17 protein-coding genes are annotated in these 15,293 nt (G+C 44.4%); 4 read left to right on the top strand and 13 right to left on the bottom strand.

All coding sequences use genetic code 11. The features are described 5' to 3' along the window. Positions 1-105: 105 nt before the first annotated feature. Positions 106-726, bottom strand: coding sequence for a transcriptional repressor LexA (gene lexA / locus OH456_RS25010; protein WP_006074971.1), 621 nt, complete (start codon positions 724-726; stop codon positions 106-108). A 284-nt stretch (positions 727-1,010) separates the two neighbouring features. On the opposite strand from lexA, the gene plsB reads away from it, so the two are divergent. Then, a complete protein-coding gene (gene plsB, locus OH456_RS25005; protein ID WP_236111972.1) occupies positions 1,011-3,470 on the top strand; it encodes a glycerol-3-phosphate 1-O-acyltransferase PlsB in 2,460 nt (819 codons plus the stop codon). Between the two features lie 57 nt (positions 3,471-3,527). On the opposite strand, the gene ubiA is transcribed toward plsB, so the two are convergent. Further along, entirely contained in the window at positions 3,528-4,385 is an 858-nt protein-coding gene (ubiA, locus tag OH456_RS25000; protein WP_006074968.1) for a 4-hydroxybenzoate octaprenyltransferase, read from the bottom strand. After that, positions 4,385-4,924, bottom strand: coding sequence for a chorismate lyase (locus OH456_RS24995; RefSeq protein WP_031494467.1), 540 nt, complete (start codon positions 4,922-4,924; stop codon positions 4,385-4,387). Before OH456_RS24995 ends, ubiA begins: the two co-directional genes overlap by 1 nt. 159 nt (positions 4,925-5,083) lie before the next feature. Here OH456_RS24995 and OH456_RS24990 point away from each other — a divergent pair, with 159 nt between their 5' ends. Continuing rightward, a complete protein-coding gene (locus tag OH456_RS24990) occupies positions 5,084-5,491 on the top strand; it encodes a flagellar basal body-associated protein FliL (RefSeq protein ID WP_006074966.1) in 408 nt (135 codons plus the stop codon). A 10-nt stretch (positions 5,492-5,501) separates the two neighbouring features. Here the strand turns inward: OH456_RS24990 and glpG are convergent, their stop codons facing one another. The 6 genes from glpG to ftsY all read right to left on the bottom strand — a co-directional run bounded on the left by glpG (position 5,502) and on the right by ftsY (position 11,200). Next, entirely contained in the window at positions 5,502-6,335 is an 834-nt protein-coding gene (glpG, locus tag OH456_RS24985; protein ID WP_006074965.1) for a rhomboid family intramembrane serine protease GlpG, read from the bottom strand. A 2-nt stretch (positions 6,336-6,337) separates the two neighbouring features. After that, the gene (gene glpE, locus OH456_RS24980; RefSeq protein WP_006074964.1) at positions 6,338-6,658 is read right to left on the bottom strand and encodes a thiosulfate sulfurtransferase GlpE; all 321 of its coding nucleotides are present in this window, start codon (positions 6,656-6,658) and stop codon (positions 6,338-6,340) included. Between the two features lie 470 nt (positions 6,659-7,128). Continuing rightward, the gene (gene rpoH, locus OH456_RS24975; protein WP_038231119.1) at positions 7,129-7,983 is read right to left on the bottom strand and encodes an RNA polymerase sigma factor RpoH; all 855 of its coding nucleotides are present in this window, start codon (positions 7,981-7,983) and stop codon (positions 7,129-7,131) included. A 301-nt stretch (positions 7,984-8,284) separates the two neighbouring features. Continuing rightward, a complete protein-coding gene (ftsX, locus tag OH456_RS24970; protein WP_006074723.1) occupies positions 8,285-9,241 on the bottom strand; it encodes a permease-like cell division protein FtsX in 957 nt (318 codons plus the stop codon). Then, a complete protein-coding gene (gene ftsE / locus OH456_RS24965) occupies positions 9,231-9,902 on the bottom strand; it encodes a cell division ATP-binding protein FtsE (RefSeq protein ID WP_038231118.1) in 672 nt (223 codons plus the stop codon). The genes ftsX and ftsE overlap by 11 nt, the downstream gene beginning before the upstream one ends. A gap of 65 nt (positions 9,903-9,967) precedes the next feature. After that, on the bottom strand, positions 9,968-11,200 hold the full coding sequence (gene ftsY, locus OH456_RS24960; protein ID WP_270034417.1) for a signal recognition particle-docking protein FtsY: 1,233 nt from the start codon (positions 11,198-11,200) through the stop codon (positions 9,968-9,970). 206 nt (positions 11,201-11,406) lie between these two features. Between ftsY and rsmD the strand changes: the two genes are divergently transcribed. Further along, positions 11,407-12,051 carry a 16S rRNA (guanine(966)-N(2))-methyltransferase RsmD gene (gene rsmD, locus OH456_RS24955; protein ID WP_268667806.1) on the top strand — a complete coding sequence of 215 codons (645 nt, stop codon included), beginning with the start codon at positions 11,407-11,409 and terminating at the stop codon, positions 12,049-12,051. Beyond that, on the top strand, positions 12,048-12,353 hold the full coding sequence (locus OH456_RS24950; protein ID WP_006074718.1) for a DUF1145 domain-containing protein: 306 nt from the start codon (positions 12,048-12,050) through the stop codon (positions 12,351-12,353). Before rsmD ends, OH456_RS24950 begins: the two co-directional genes overlap by 4 nt. A 30-nt stretch (positions 12,354-12,383) precedes the next feature. On the opposite strand, the gene OH456_RS24945 is transcribed toward OH456_RS24950, so the two are convergent. From OH456_RS24945 to OH456_RS24930, 4 genes are all read right to left on the bottom strand, one after another. Then, complete coding sequence (locus OH456_RS24945) at positions 12,384-12,971, bottom strand: YhgN family NAAT transporter (protein ID WP_268667807.1); 588 nt, start codon at positions 12,969-12,971, stop codon at positions 12,384-12,386. 77 nt (positions 12,972-13,048) lie between these two features. Next, positions 13,049-13,285 carry a YecH family metal-binding protein gene (locus tag OH456_RS24940; protein ID WP_038231115.1) on the bottom strand — a complete coding sequence of 79 codons (237 nt, stop codon included), beginning with the start codon at positions 13,283-13,285 and terminating at the stop codon, positions 13,049-13,051. An 89-nt stretch (positions 13,286-13,374) separates the two neighbouring features. Continuing rightward, positions 13,375-13,995, bottom strand: coding sequence for a lysoplasmalogenase (locus OH456_RS24935; protein ID WP_006074715.1), 621 nt, complete (start codon positions 13,993-13,995; stop codon positions 13,375-13,377). 861 nt (positions 13,996-14,856) lie between these two features. Then, a complete protein-coding gene (locus tag OH456_RS24930) occupies positions 14,857-15,228 on the bottom strand; it encodes a hypothetical protein (protein WP_006074713.1) in 372 nt (123 codons plus the stop codon). Positions 15,229-15,293 lie beyond the last annotated feature (65 nt).

The raw sequence follows: 15,293 nt of genomic DNA, 5'->3' as shown, positions 1-15,293 counted from the left end.
AAGTGAGCACGGTGGGGAGTGGAGACGGGTATTTTTTCTACAATTTCATCAAAAACGCGTAGAATTTAAGGCAGAGAAGTCGTTTGCTTATCTGCCTTAGTGCTATTACATCCAATCAGTGTTGCGAATAATACCAACCGCAACCCCTTCAATAGCAAGGTGCTGAGCAGTTAGATCGACTTCAATCGGAGAAAATTCTTCGTTTTCTGCATGCAGCAATACGGTCGCGCCTTTGCGCTCGAGTCGTTTTACCGTCACATCGTCATCGACACGTGCAACCACCACTTGTCCATCACGAACATCCTGCGTTTTATGTACTGCAAGTAGGTCGCCGTCCATAATTCCGATGTCCTTCATACTTTCGCCATTAACACGCAGCAGAAAATCAGCTTGTGGTTTAAACATGCTCGGATCAACTTGGTAGTGTGCTTCAACATGCTCTTGCGCCAAAATAGGCTCACCCGCAGCAACTTGACCAATCAATGGCAGGCCGGCGTCTTCGTTCGCAGCATCTTCAAGCAGAATACGAATGCCTCGAGATGCACCAGGGATAATTTCAATGGCTTTTTTACGTGCTAGAGCTTTTAGGTGTTCTTCTGCCGCATTCGCAGAGCGGAAACCCAACTCTTTCGCGATCTCGGCACGAGTAGGTGGCATACCTACATCGTCTATTTTGCTTTTGATTAAATCAAAAACTTGCTGTTGTCGTGGCGTTAGCGGCTTCATAATTCACCTGTCTGTTTATACAGTTAACTGTGAGTATATCCAGTAATGGTTTAATTGCAAAGACAATTGGTTGTTTTTTTAGCGGCTTAACACCATATCTAACTCAGACAGAGCAAAAAACACCGAATTAGGATGTAACGAGTTTTTTCATTAAAAGGTAAGACCAGTTTCTGGTATGCTTGCACCGCTCTAAATATAGTGCCTAGGATTAACACACTACAATTCATAGTATGTGTGCTTCTCAGGCATTGTTTCTTTCGAACAAATTGAGGCTGTGAACCTTTATGTCTTCAGGACAATCACTGTTCCGTTCCTTTCTTAAACTGCCAATGTCGGTATTGGTAAAAGGGACGGCGATTCCATCTAACCCTATCGAAGACCACAATATCGATGCAACGAAACCTGTGGTGTACGCCCTTCCGTTTAGCTCCAATGTCGATCTGCTCGCATTACAAGAGCAAGCCTTGGCCGTTGGGTTACCGGATCCATTAGAGCCTATCGTGCTCAATGGAGAAGAGCGTAGTCGCTTTGTCTTCATCGCCTCAAGACCAACTCTCATTAGTAGCGACCAGAACGTTCCGAACGAATCCATCGCACTGTTTTCTGACTTACTTAAAGAGCACGAGAAAGACCGTGAACTTGATGTTCAGGTTATTCCGACCACCGTTCTTTGGGGCCGTAAACCTGGTAAAGAAGAAACACCAAAGCCTTACCTGCAACCGATGAACGGTCTGCAAAAAGCCTTCGCGGTTATTGCTTCAGGTCGGGACTGCATGGTGCGCTTTAGCCCAGTAGTGTCGCTACGCTATATGGCAGATTCACATGGCACGGATGAATCTATCGCTCACAAACTGGCGCGTGTAGCCCGTATCCACTTCTCAAGACAGAAGTTCGCTGCCTCTGGCCCTAACCTGCCAAACCGCCAAGTACTATTCCATCGTTTACTCAACTCCCAAGTGATTGAGCAAGCGATCACAGACTACGCGCAAGCTAACGATATTAGTGAACAAAAAGCACGCAAAGAAGCTCATCAAATCATGGATGAAATTGCTGCTGACTTCTCATATAAGCTGATAAAAAGTGGCGACCATATCCTTCATTGGCTGTGGAACAAACTCTATCAAGGCATCAACGTCAATAACGCTTCTACCGTGCGCCGTTTAGCGCAAGACGGTCATGAAATTGTTTATGTACCTTGTCACCGTAGTCATATGGACTATCTATTATTGTCCTATGTTCTTTACCGTGAAGGCATGGTACCACCGCACATTGCTGCGGGTATTAACCTCAATTTCTTCCCAGCAGGGCCTATTTTCCGTCGTGGTGGCGCGTTCTTTATTCGCCGCAGTTTCAAGGGAAATAAGCTTTATTCGACGATTTTCCGCGAATATTTGGCAGAGTTATTTGCCAAAGGCTATTCCGTTGAATATTTCAGCGAAGGCGGTCGTTCACGTACTGGCCGTTTACTGCAAGCAAAAACCGGCATGCTGGCAATGACGATTCAAGCGATGTTACGCGGCCTCAACCGCCCTGTCACTCTAGTTCCCGTGTACATTGGTTATGAACATGTGATGGAAGTGAGCACCTACGCCAAAGAGCTACGTGGTAAGCGCAAAGAAAAAGAGAATGCAGGCCAAGTAATCAAGACCATTCGTAAACTGCGCAACTTTGGTCAAGGCTATGTGAACTTTGGTGAGCCAATTCCACTCAATCAATATCTCAATGAAGCCGCGCCAAACTGGACGCAAGACATTGATCCAATGGGCACCAGTAAACCACAGTGGTTGGTACCTGCAGTAAACGATCTTGCGACCAAGATGATGACTAACATTAACGATGCTGCGGCAACTAATGCATTAACGCTGTGTGCCACAGCCTTGCTTGCCTCACGTCAACGGGCGTTATCTCGTGACAGCTTGGTGTCACAGATTGATTGTTATCTGTCGCTGCTTAAGCATGTTCCTTATTCACAAACTAGCACGCTGCCTAACGATTCAGCAGAAGAATTGGTAGCTCACGCCGAGTCATTGGACAAGTTTGTCATTGAATCTGATACCTTAGGTGACATTATTTCCCTAGATCGTCACCAGTCGATTCTGATGACCTACTATCGCAACAACATCATCCACTTGTTTGCATTGCCATCTTTGATTGCACAAATGTTGATTCGCCAACATAAATTGTCACTTGAAGCTATCAAGTACAATGTGGAAAAGCTATATCCTTTCCTCAAGAAAGAGCTGTTCTTGAATCTAGACCAGGCAGAGTTGGAACAGGCCGTTGACGGCATCGTTGTAGAACTTGAGCGCCAGCAACTGGTTGTAGTGGAACAAGGTTTTGTCTCAATGAACCAATCCAACACTCAAACCTTGATGTTACTAGGTAGAACGATTTCCGAGACGCTTCAACGTTATGCGATTTCACTTAACCTACTGGCCAGCTACCCTGAGCTAGGCAAGAGTGATTTGGAGCAGAAGAGCCAAGAAATTGCCCAGCGTCTTGGTCGTCTTCATGGCATTAATGCTCCGGAGTTCTTTGATAAAGGAGCCTTTGCAGCTCTGTTCAGCACCCTGAAGGAACAAGGCTACCTTGACGTAGAAGGTAACTGTGATAGCGCCGCTACCGAAACGTTAGCTAGCCTGCTATACAGCTTGCTCTACCCTGAGGTGAGATTAACTATTCAGGAGAGTGTGCATCAAAGCGATGTAGAAAATGCTATAGAAGAAGCACCTACTTCTGAGTAAATCCCATAAATAACAAAGGCGCTATTCAATAGCGCCTTTGTTTTATTCTCTATCTTGCTACGGCCAAAATGCTACTAGCAAACCGATCGTCACCACCATGCCTACATAGTTGTTATTGAGGAAAGCTTGGAAGCACGGCATTCGCTCACGCTGTCTAATGAGCCATTGTTGATAAACAAACAATGCCCCAGCCACCAGCAAGCTCCAATAATAACTCGCACCGAGTTCATACCATCCACCCAATGTGTACAGCATAAGTAACGTGGCAAACTGCAATAAACCAATGATGAGTTTGTCACGGCGACCAAACAAGATTGCCGTCGATTTGATCCCTACTTTTAAGTCATCGTCACGATCAACCATGGCGTATTGAGTATCATAGCCAATGGTCCAAAGGGCATTAATCACAAAGACAAACCAAACCATAGGTGGCAGCTCATTTGCTTGTGCAGCCCACGCCATCGGAATCGACCAACTGAAAGCCAGTCCTAAAAACAATTGCGGTAGATGGGTATAGCGCTTCATAAATGGATAAATAAACGCTAAAAATAGTCCAACAAACGACAGCTGTATCGTCAGAGTATTCATCGTCAATACAAGGATAAACGACGCAATAGCGAGGAAAAGGAACAGCGCTATAGCTTCTCTTGATGACACCAAACCTGCTGGAAGCGGTCTAAGTTTGGTGCGTTCTACATGACCATCCACCTTGCGATCTGCAAAGTCGTTAATCACACAACCTGCACTGCGCATCATGATCACCCCCAATGAGAAGACCACTAATACATGCAAATCTGGTATCCCTTCGGCCGCAAGAATCAGCGCCCAAAGTGTTGGCCAGAGCAGCAGTAACGAGCCGATGGGTTTGTCCATTCGCATTAACTGCCAATAGGCTTTTGCCTTTGCCGAGGTCATTATTCACTCTCCATGTTATAGACCGGCGAGTCGGGAAGAAAAAGCTCCGCGACCAATATTGGATGTCCTGAGACCCACAAACGAGAACGACGAGCAAACAAGTCCCCTTGCGGAGTCGAGATCATAGCCACTTGCAGTGCATCACGCTTAGTATCTGAGCTTGAAAACACGGTGACCCCAATAGGTACAGTTCCTTGTTGTGAAATGTCGTATTGGCTTCTATCCATGGCATCGAGCGACATCAATGTGCGACCGATGACCCAAGGCACATCATCGCCTGATAGCACCACCTCTCGTAGCCAGCAGGCTTCGTGATCAAGTAACTCCACTTCTTCATGTGACATGCATTGTGGAGTACTGGCTTCGTTGCGCACCACTTCTACTGCGAAGTGATCACAATGAGCACTTAATTTATGTGACAAAGAGCCCTGCTCTGTTAACCATTGCAAGACATTATCATTGGTAAATCGAAACTGTTCTGGAGATTGCCATTGAGCGTGGCTTAATACTTTCAGATAATCGAAAACTGAATCATTCATTTTGCTATTCAATAACACGCGCTTAAGGCGTACAATCATTATTCTTCTGAATGGCGTATTGTACCACTCGAAGAGGCCATAAACTCTAGTTGTATCGTGCTATTGTAACAAAATTAGGCTTATGGAATATCGGCTAAATGGAGTTAGAAAGAGAGAAATATGCGTAAACGTTACCTAAGCCAGTTTTTCCTTATCATGGGCTTGACTGTCACATTCCCTGCTCTTTCGGCAGATTCTACTGCTCCTAGCCTCGCTTATTTTACTTTAGAACCAGAGTTGACGACGAACTTTTATACTGAGGGCAAGCGACTCGGTTATGTTCAAGTACGAATCGACGTTATGGTCGCAGATGCCAGCGACCTTGTTATTATTGAACATCATCAACCACTTATTCGTGATGCGGTTGTAGAGCTACTCGGTCGTCAAAATGCAGATGTCATCAAATCTTTGGCTGGTCGAGAAGAAATTCGTCACGCCTTAGTTGAAAATCTCAACAACCTACTGTTAGCAGAAACCGGTAAGGCCGTCATCGCCGACCTTTTATTTACCAAATACTTATACCAATAGGAAGCGCAACCTAACGCGCTTTCAAACGCTGGCTGTCCACCAACCCTAATACGATACCGCTTGCTAGACCAGTTAGGTGCGCCATATTGGCAATCGCCAAGAAAGGTTGGAAGAAACCGAGAATAAGCCAAACTAACATAAAGCCTACGATAGGCTTTTGAATGATAAGACCAAGCTCAGGTCGTTTCCAAGTGAGCATCCAAAGATATCCCACCAACGCATAAACTACGCCTGACAGGCCACCAAAGTTTGCACCCTCAACCCAGTATTGTCCGGTTCCAGATACCGCAGCCGATATCAAAAATATCTCAATAAGCTTCAAAGAGCCAAGACGTTTCTCAATATCGCCTCCTAGCTGCCACCACCACAATAAGTTAAAGATGATATGTAATGCCGAGAAATGCAGCAGTGCGTGAGTAAACCAACGCCAGATTTGCCATTGCTGTCCGTCGAGAGCAGGGAAATGCAAAGATGCAAAGATAGCTTCCCCCCAACCAAGCTGTTGCAAGATAAAAATCACTGAACAGATGAGCATGATACTCAAAGTCGCCACGCCGGCTTTTGCCTTAAGCAATGACATAAAGCTGGGTGTTTGATAATGGAATTTATTCTGTCGCGTCTCAGCCATGTCCCAAGAAGAGGCTTGGTACTTCGGATGATTAGGTTCGGTCAGAAATTGCTTGAGTTCAGCCTCCGCCTCGACTTGGTCTTCACTATGTATCAGCCACAAGGCAAATTGACCACTTCCTTCAGGCATCATTTGTACATCAATCTTTCTCGATGCCATATAATCGATAAATGCCTGACCCATTCTCGGGTTTTGAATCGTGATCAATCTAATCATAGTTATTTCTCTATTGGTAATTCGGCGCGCTGCCAAGCCTCAAAGCCACCATCAACACTATATACCTGCTCAAAACCTTGGTTTAGCAAATATTGCGCCGCACCTTGGCTACTGATGCCGTGATAGCACATAACCAACACTGGCGACTCAAACTCCACTTGCTGCATGAAATCAACAATGCTGTCGTTGGTAAGATGAAATGCACCCGAGGCATGCGCCACGGTAAATGCCTGAATATCACGAATGTCCACCAATCGTGCTTCTGAGTCACTGCTCAGTAGTTGATGTGCGTTGACCACATCGATGTGTTGAAACTGCTCCATAGAGTCTAAACCTTCACTTTCTTTGTGCACCAATCAATATCAAATTTAGTTTGGATTCGATGCTTTTTATACGTTGTTATTTCACGTCTGATAGTATCACTATTCAGTGTTGTCAAAGTACCGATAATCAATAAGGTTATCCACTTAAGCTTAAAAAACCACCATCTGTGTGTAACTCTGTGGATTGCGTTGATAAGGTGCTTTTAGATCCAATGATCCACAACATCTAGGTATGATCTTGATCTATCTGTGTGTAAAGCAAAAGGTATCCCCAGTTCCAAAAGCGCTTCAATCGACCGTTTATCGCTGCTTTCTGACAGTTGGTAAATAATTTTGTCACAGACTTATCCACAGGACACAAGTGAAAAATGTGATCACATAATTCGATCGTTTTGATTCTCCGATCAAAAGTAAAAAGGCCGAGATCTCTCGATCTCGGCCTTAATCATTTATTCTGCTTTAAACCAAGCTTAAAACTCGCCGACGGCTGCCTTAAGTTTCTTCATTGCGTTCTTTTCTAACTGGCGAATACGCTCCGCAGACACGCCGTAGGTATCGGCTAAATCTTGCAACGTAGATTTGTTGTCATCCAACCAACGAGAACGCACGATATGTTGGCTACGCTCATCAAGCGTCGCAAGCGCGTGGCCTAAACGGTTATTGGTGTGAGTTTCCCAGTTCTGAGCTTCAAAGTCTTCTGCGAGATCTGAGCTCTTATCTTCAAGATAAAGCGCAGGAGCAGTGTATGAACCGGTATCGTCATCATCGTTTTGCATTTCAAACGTTGAATCTTGAGCCGCGAGACGTGATTCCATCTCTCTGACTTCTGATGGCTCGACTCCCAGCTCTTTTGCTACCGTTTCTACTTCACCATTGTTGAACCAACCTAAGCGTTTTTTCGACTTACGTAGGTTAAAAAACAGTTTGCGCTGAGCTTTCGTCGTCGCAATCTTCACGATACGCCAGTTACGTAATACGTATTCATGGATTTCCGCTTTAATCCAATGCACCGCGAAAGATACCAGTCTTACCCCTACTTCAGGGTTGAAGCGCTTCACAGCTTTCATCAGACCAATATTGCCTTCTTGAACTAAGTCAGCCATAGGAAGCCCATAGCCAGAATAGCCACGAGCAACATGAACAACAAATCGTAGGTGAGACAAAATCAGCCCTTTCGCTGCCTCTATTTCACCATCATAGTGTAATCGCTCTGCTAGTTCACGCTCCTCATCAGCCGTCAGCATTGGGTAGCTGTTGACTGAGCGGATGTAGCCATCGAGGCTATCTTGTGTCACTAATGCCATTGGATACGCTTGGTTTGCCATTCACTTCCTCATTCGTGTCGAGTGGGATTAACGCCTTCTCAATCCATCAATACTGAACCTTAATAGGCTGAGATTCAAGAAGGGGTTAGTAATTATGCATAATCAATTGGTCTAAACAAGGGTAAATGCCGATTAAATTTCATTCATTAATAGGTATTTTCTGCCCAGATGGGACTGAGCTCCCACTATCTCACTGAATAACTACATAATTATTAATAGTCACGTACAAGCGAACAATTGTTACACTCTGCGTCAGGATTGAGCAGCTTTGCCGCTCAATCAATATTCTGACCTGAGTTTTCTAGACCGGTTCAATTTCTTTTAAGTGACGCTTAGCTGAAATTCTTGCTGCGCCCGTCCCCAAGAATAGTCCGAGCATCAGGATTAGCAAGGTCTCGTCCCAGCCGAGGCCAAGGAGTCGGAAATCACTATCATACAGAGTAGCAAGGTCGGTCACAGCGCTATTGAGTAGGACAGTAATCAACGCCGTCAACAACCAAGCAACAACCGCACCTAACAACCCAAACCACATACCTGAATAGAGATACGGCCTCAAAATATAAGCATCGGTCGCACCAATCAATTTCATGGTTTGAATGGCTTCTTTATTGGCTAATACGTTAAAGCGCAATGTATTGCCCACAATCAAAAATACAGAAACCAACATCAGCACCGATAACGTCACGACTAATGTTGAGGCTAAGGTTTTGATTGCATCAAATCGACTCAACCAATCTTCATCGCGGCGAATATCGGTAATCTCTTCTTGAGTACGCAGTTTAGCTACTAAGTCTCGGTCAGTCTGTACGTCGGCATTCACTGGAATAATGGTAAGCACCCCAGGAAGCGCATAACCGTCAAGCAAACTCAGAGCCTGATCCAGACCAGAGTGCTCACTGAGATCAGCTAAACCCTCTTGCGGCGTAATGTACTTAACCGAACTGACCTCTTCCCAACCTTCAATTGCGTCTTTAAGTACCAACACTCTTGCATCTGGCACACCGACGGAAATAAACGCGGTGACTTGCGATTGGCTCGCCACGTTAGAGGTCACTGCCACGACGTTCTTACCTAGGAGGTAAAGACAAGCTGGCATGGTTAGCGCCATAGAAATAACCGCCAGAGTTAGAATGTTACCCAATGGACGCTGCCACATCTCTACTAAAGACGCTTTTGCCTGCTTCCAATGCACAGTAAAGAAATTATCCGACTTTAAACGATGCTTTTTTGGCTTGCTATTTTTACGTTTAAACACCATCACTGACCTCACTTAAGAATCCTTGGTTCAGTTCAAGGTAACGATATTGAGGTCTAGAGCGAACCAAATGGATATCGTGTGTCGCCAACAAAATGGATACGCCTGCGCGGTTAAACTCTTCAAACAGCTTTAACACTTTGTTGGACAATTCAGGGTCTAAGTTACCGGTAGGCTCATCTGCTAATAGCATAGTAGGTCGGTTCACAACTGCTCGAGCAATACCCACGCGCTGCTGCTCACCACCAGACAACTGACTCGGTAGACATTTGGCCTTATCCAGTAAACCCGTTTTATCTAGGGCTGCGGAAACTCGACGCTTGATTTCATTTTCAGAGATAGATTCGATACGCATTGGCAGCGCCACGTTATCAAATACACTGCGATCCATTAGTAATCGATGGTCTTGAAATACGATACCAATGTTACGACGAAGGAAAGGGATATCCTTTGATGGCAAACGGCTGATGTCGTGATCGTTAAAAAGGATACGACCATCGGTTGGTCGTTCAATCGCACAGATCAGTTTTAGTAGCGTACTTTTACCTGCGCCAGAGTGGCCACCTAAAAACGCCATTTCGCCGCGTCGAAGGTGGAAATCCACTTTTTGCAACGCTTGTCTACCACCGCGGTAAGCCTTGCTCACTTGCTCAAATTTGATCACCGAATCATTCCCCTGATTGGATGCCTATTTTTGACAAGGGATGCTGCGCATCCCTTGAGTTTTACTTAGTCTTCTCGGCTAAACAGTGCGTCGATAAAGTCTTGTGTTTCAAATGGTCTTAAATCGTCAATACCTTCGCCCACACCAATATAGCGGATTGGGATTTGAAACTGGTCAGCTAAGGCAAAGATAACCCCACCTTTCGCGGTTCCATCCAGCTTCGTCAGCGTAATGCCCGTCAGCGGTGCTACATCGCTAAACAGTTTCGCCTGGCTAATCGCATTTTGACCGGTGCCAGCATCTAGCGTTAGCATGATTTCATGCGGTGCCGACTCATCAATCTTCTTCATAACACGGACGATCTTGCGCAATTCTTCCATTAGGTTGGCTTTGTTTTGTAAGCGACCTGCGGTGTCAGCAATCACAACGTCAACACCGCGCGCTTTTGCGGCTTCAATAGCATCATAAATTACTGACGCACTATCCGCGCCAGTATGCTGAGCTATAACCGGTACGTCATTGCGTTCGCCCCATACTTGAAGCTGCTCAACAGCTGCAGCACGGAAGGTATCACCCGCAGCCAGCATGACTTTCTTACCTTGGGCTTGATACTGCTTAGCAAGCTTACCAATGGTGGTTGTTTTGCCAACACCATTAACCCCTACCATCAGTATAACGAAAGGCATCTTAGTACTATCAACTTCCAGAGGCTTCTCAACATGGCTTAGAATCTCTGCCATTTCCTCTTTAAGCAGACCATACAGAGCTTCACCGTCTTTAAGATCAGCGCGAGAGGCTTTTTCAGTTAAGCTATCAATAATCTTAACCGTGGTGTTCATACCAACGTCAGCAATTAACAGCTGCTCTTCAAGCTCTTCAAACAGCTCATCGTCGATCTCTTTGCCTTTGAATAAGCCAAAGAAACCTGCACCAATATTGGCTTTTGTGCGACTTAGGCTACGCTTTAGGCGCGCAAAGAAACTCTCAGTTGGCTTCTCTTGCTCTTGAACTCGAGCAATCACTTCTGCTTCTGCTTCTGCTTCTGCTTCTGCTTCTGCTTCTGCTTCTGCTCTTTCAGTGTTGATTTCCGCTTCAGGTATTGCAACCTCTTCCGCAGTTGTTGGTTCCTGCTCTACCGTTTCAGGTGCTGTTTCTGCGGTGACCTCAACATCACTACTTTCTTGCTGCGGTTGTTCGGCTTCAACGTCAGCAGATGTCTCTTGTTGTTTTTGCGGTGCTTGCTCTTCATCACCAAAGCCAAGCCACGAGAGTAACCCGCGTTTTTTCTTTTCTGTCATCTGAAACTATCCTGAATACTGTCTTTTCAAATGGTCTTAAATTCGGATTTGCTTAAAACGCTATCTATTTACGACAAGCGATGCAAAAAATAATTGCGACAAAGCAGTGAAAACTTTTGTCAGAGATTGGTACACTTCGTCACTTATCCAATTAAGCTCTTTAATGAGCCCGTTATAGTAACACTTAATTGTCGGTCAAAAAATCTATGGTTAGACGTCGCAAGCAAACTCCATCACAAAAACCGTCCCAGAAGACGACATCTCGTTCAGGCGCCACTCGCGGGGGTAAGGCACCAATGGGGAGTGTGCGCATTATTAGCGGACTGTGGCGCGGACGAAAACTGCCGGTTCACGATGCAGAAGGACTCCGTCCAACCACCGATCGAGTCAAAGAAACGGTGTTTAACTGGTTAGCGCAAGATATTCCACACGCTAAGGTATTAGATCTATTCGCTGGCTCAGGCAGCTTAGGATTTGAAGCGGCTTCTCGGCAAGCTGCGCAAGTCACTATGATTGAGCTCAACGACAAAGCTTACCAACAGATTATCAGTAATGTAGCGCTTGTTAAGGCAGACAATATCGTCACCCATCACGGCAATGCACTAAGCTTTTTAGACCAACCAGGACAACCACACGATGTGGTGTTTATTGATCCTCCATTTCGTCAAGGCTTGCTACCAGAAGTGATTCAAAAACTTGAAGATAATGGTTGGCTTGCCGACAATGCGTTAATCTATATTGAAACGGAAAAAGAATTACAACTCGACTTCATCCCTGAGCACTGGGATCCATTAAAAGAAAAAACGGCAGGTCAGGTTTGTTATCGATTATTTGAGAGGGAAACAAAATGAAAGCACTGTTAATGCTGGCGAAGATCGCCTTTGGATTTGTTTGGTTTGTATTGATACTAAATATTTTCCATCCATTCCCAGGAAAAGGTGCGATAGCGCTGTATATCATGACAGCCTTTCTGTTCTTAATGCATGGTGTGCAGATGGCCATTTTCCTTGGCGCCTTTGGTGACAAGCTCAAGCTAGGCACATGGGAAAAATACTCTATTCTAGCGTTCGGTATTTTCGCTCTGCTCGATATTAGACAAAAACACATGATGGGACCTGCTCCCGATAAAGCAGAAGATACTGAAAACAAATAAGAGAAAAGCCGCGAATGCGGCTTTTCTTTTTTAACTTCCCAAGTAGCTCTTTATCCCATCTAAGAACATCTGTGTCGAAATCATAACGAGCAGTAAGCCCATCAATCGCTCGACCGCTTTCAGACCTCTTTCTCCTAACAACTTATGGAAGAAGCTATAGAACATCAAAATAAAGAAAGTAGCACCCCAAGCGATGAGAACTGCAAACGACAGTTCCGTTAAACTGTCGGGGTTTTGTGTTGATAACAATAGAATGGAGGCGATCACTGAAGGCCCAGCAATCATCGGGATAGCCATAGGAACAATAAACGGTTCGTCACCCGCCGCCAAGCCAGCCACACTGCCCGCCTGTGGGAAGATCATTCTTATCGCAATAATAAATAGAATGATACCACCAGAGATACTCAATGTTTCTGGTTTAACATGAAGGAAAGTCAGTATGCTCTGCCCCGCAAAAAGGAACAACATCAGAATGAGTAGAGCGAAGCATAACTCGCGTACTAGAACTTTCCGCCTTCGTTTCGGATCTAGATGTTTTAAGATGGAAAGAATAATAGGGAGATTGCCGAGCGGGTCCATGATGAGGAACAACATGGTCGCCGCGGAGAGTATATCCATGAATACAGCCTGCTAACGATAGATTTTCGTGAAGTATAGCAGGCTTAGTTGTCGTCTTTTAGTCGAAACAATCTCGTCTAATGAGAACAAACTCTCTCTATGTTTAGCTCCCATACTCCCTGATTCTCAATCACTTTCTGCTTTTCAACAAAAAAGGCCAACAGCGAATCAAGGTCAAAGCCTTCACGGCTGCAAGTGCGGAAACGAGCTTCAGTTCCAAATTGCTCGATAACGGTTTGTTCTAACTGTTCGCGTGTCATTGGTTGTTCACGTAACAGATTAAGCACTTTATGAGCATGGATAGCAGCGGTCATTTGGTAATCCTCATTAAATCAACGATTGAATATTAACGTTAAAGTGGTCCCTTCCGTGATGATCTACCTCAATCGCACACTTTTTTGTGCTAGCTAATCGCAGAAGCCACGATTAACGCATGAGCTAAATAATAGCTTCCAGAGATGGCATAGCGCGCACGGCGCGAGTGAAAACGATATTTATCTAACGCCAATAACATGGCAGATAGGGCCATGGTGAGCGCTCCCAAGAAGCCTAATAAAGATGACATGCCACTTTGTGCTAACCAGGCTTCACCTGCTGCACACACTAAATGCACTAAAGAAATGCCCATCACGGTCACTGGAACCAGAAATGAGTCAAGGCGAGGTAACAGTAGAAAAAAGGTGACTATAGCGATACATAGCATCAAAGCGGGCAACCACAGCACAAATTGGCTATTCACCTGTCCCCACATCGCCCAGCCATAGAGAGATTGAGCAATTAGATACCCAACAAAACTAAGCTTGGCAAACCGAGTGTATTGACCAGAAGCATCACTAAATAAGAAGACAACTAACCCCAGTAGCACCAAAAGCTCATACTTGGTTTCTAAACCTGAAGTCGCCAACAGCACAATTAGTAAACTATGAGTCAAAGCGCTAAAAAGCACACTTCGAGACTTATCACCTTTTTCTACAGCAAAAATAAACAGCAAACACGATAAAGCTATCGCCAGCCAACTCCACATACACACACCTAATTCTTGTTATCCACGCCAGTGTATGGAGCTCACTTTTGCTGTCCAGTAGTAAGGTTGAAAAGTTGGACTTGCTTTAAATTAAATAAGATTGCCGTTGACAGTGGGCCAGATCATCGAAAATGAACTGACTCTTGTTAATCATTAGCTAAAAAACAAAAGCAAACGTTTTCCCTTTAACATAGAGATCGGAAGTCAGTTTCCACTAATGAACTAAAATCAGCGAAGAGAACTACGAAACAAAAAGTCACTAATATCTTTATATTTCAATACTTAAAAGATGACAACCAAGAGTCCACTGCACTTAGACTATAGTTCAAATTGCAACTTTTCTTCTCTTATACTAAGAATTTTTTGCCCCTCACTCTCACTGAACAAGATTTTCTTCAACATCCTGACCACTTACCAACACAAAGCCCACTTAGACCAAACAAAGCGATCGAAGACAATATAATCCAAAGCTTTAATAATAATCAATTTTGTGATCTATATTTTTTCTTTAATATCATTAAGTTAAAAACAACAAACCATCAAAAACACAACATTGAACAGATTTAAAGCTACGAAAATACACTGTTTTATTGACCATTAATCGCTAGTTAATGGAAAGAAAACTGCAAAAAATAGAAGATATTTACTTTCTAACTTGCCAAACATTAAAAAACAGTGCTATTCTGTTTAACAAGATAGGAATTCAAGAAAGGAGCAGTGTTATGATTTCATCTTCTCAGAAGCAGGGTCTAGTGATGATAGCCGTCGTGGTTGGATTAATGACACTGCCGATTCTTTACTAGCCAACGCTAGAAAGACAAAAAAAGGGACGCTTTCGCGTCCCTTTTTCATTTTAACTATTTACTTAGATAAGATATGGAGCACTTTTTCCCAGTGCACATAGTAAAAGCCCATCGCAAGCAATGTGATCAGTGCCATCAGCCACATGGCTGTGCGCCAAATGAATCGGCTGCTCCTCGGGGTTAACTCCTGTTCACACTCATCACAAGCTCTCATGAAACCAGATTTATCGTCTAGCTCATAATCATCTTCATGGACTATTTTATTGCGGATAGTGGCAATATATCTCAGTTTGCTAATGACATCATGTGGCAGCCGTTCTTCGCAGCTTGAGACAAGTTGATGCAAACCTTTTCCATCAGCACGATATTGCTGCCTCAATAACTTCTCTAAGCGTCTCGTTCGCAACACTACACTTTCAATGTCAGACATAAGCATCCCTCCCACAACCAGCAAAAATGTGAAAATAGGTGCGCTGGCTACTATCCAAAGATTTC

This window comes from Vibrio sp. La 4.2.2 (assembly GCF_027586995.1).
GTDB classification, from domain to species: Bacteria; Pseudomonadota; Gammaproteobacteria; order Enterobacterales; family Vibrionaceae; genus Vibrio; species Vibrio mediterranei.
The sequence above is the reverse complement of the archived record's forward strand: the minus strand, read 5'-3'. Positions and strand labels throughout refer to the sequence as shown.

Coding starts and splice junctions, on each gene's coding strand:
- lexA (WP_006074971.1), bottom strand. CDS start 726: ATGAAGCCGCTAACGCCACGACAACAGCAAGTTTTTGATTTAATCAAA.
- plsB (WP_236111972.1), top strand. CDS start 1,011: ATGTCTTCAGGACAATCACTGTTCCGTTCCTTTCTTAAACTGCCAATG.
- ubiA (WP_006074968.1), bottom strand. CDS start 4,385: ATGACCTCGGCAAAGGCAAAAGCCTATTGGCAGTTAATGCGAATGGAC.
- OH456_RS24995 (WP_031494467.1), bottom strand. CDS start 4,924: ATGAATGATTCAGTTTTCGATTATCTGAAAGTATTAAGCCACGCTCAA.
- OH456_RS24990 (WP_006074966.1), top strand. CDS start 5,084: ATGCGTAAACGTTACCTAAGCCAGTTTTTCCTTATCATGGGCTTGACT.
- glpG (WP_006074965.1), bottom strand. CDS start 6,335: ATGATTAGATTGATCACGATTCAAAACCCGAGAATGGGTCAGGCATTT.
- glpE (WP_006074964.1), bottom strand. CDS start 6,658: ATGGAGCAGTTTCAACACATCGATGTGGTCAACGCACATCAACTACTG.
- rpoH (WP_038231119.1), bottom strand. CDS start 7,983: ATGGCAAACCAAGCGTATCCAATGGCATTAGTGACACAAGATAGCCTC.
- ftsX (WP_006074723.1), bottom strand. CDS start 9,241: ATGGTGTTTAAACGTAAAAATAGCAAGCCAAAAAAGCATCGTTTAAAG.
- ftsY (WP_270034417.1), bottom strand. CDS start 11,200: ATGACAGAAAAGAAAAAACGCGGGTTACTCTCGTGGCTTGGCTTTGGT.
- rsmD (WP_268667806.1), top strand. CDS start 11,407: ATGGTTAGACGTCGCAAGCAAACTCCATCACAAAAACCGTCCCAGAAG.
- OH456_RS24950 (WP_006074718.1), top strand. CDS start 12,048: ATGAAAGCACTGTTAATGCTGGCGAAGATCGCCTTTGGATTTGTTTGG.
- OH456_RS24945 (WP_268667807.1), bottom strand. CDS start 12,971: ATGGATATACTCTCCGCGGCGACCATGTTGTTCCTCATCATGGACCCG.
- OH456_RS24940 (WP_038231115.1), bottom strand. CDS start 13,285: ATGACCGCTGCTATCCATGCTCATAAAGTGCTTAATCTGTTACGTGAA.
- OH456_RS24935 (WP_006074715.1), bottom strand. CDS start 13,995: ATGTGGAGTTGGCTGGCGATAGCTTTATCGTGTTTGCTGTTTATTTTT.
- OH456_RS24930 (WP_006074713.1), bottom strand. CDS start 15,228: ATGTCTGACATTGAAAGTGTAGTGTTGCGAACGAGACGCTTAGAGAAG.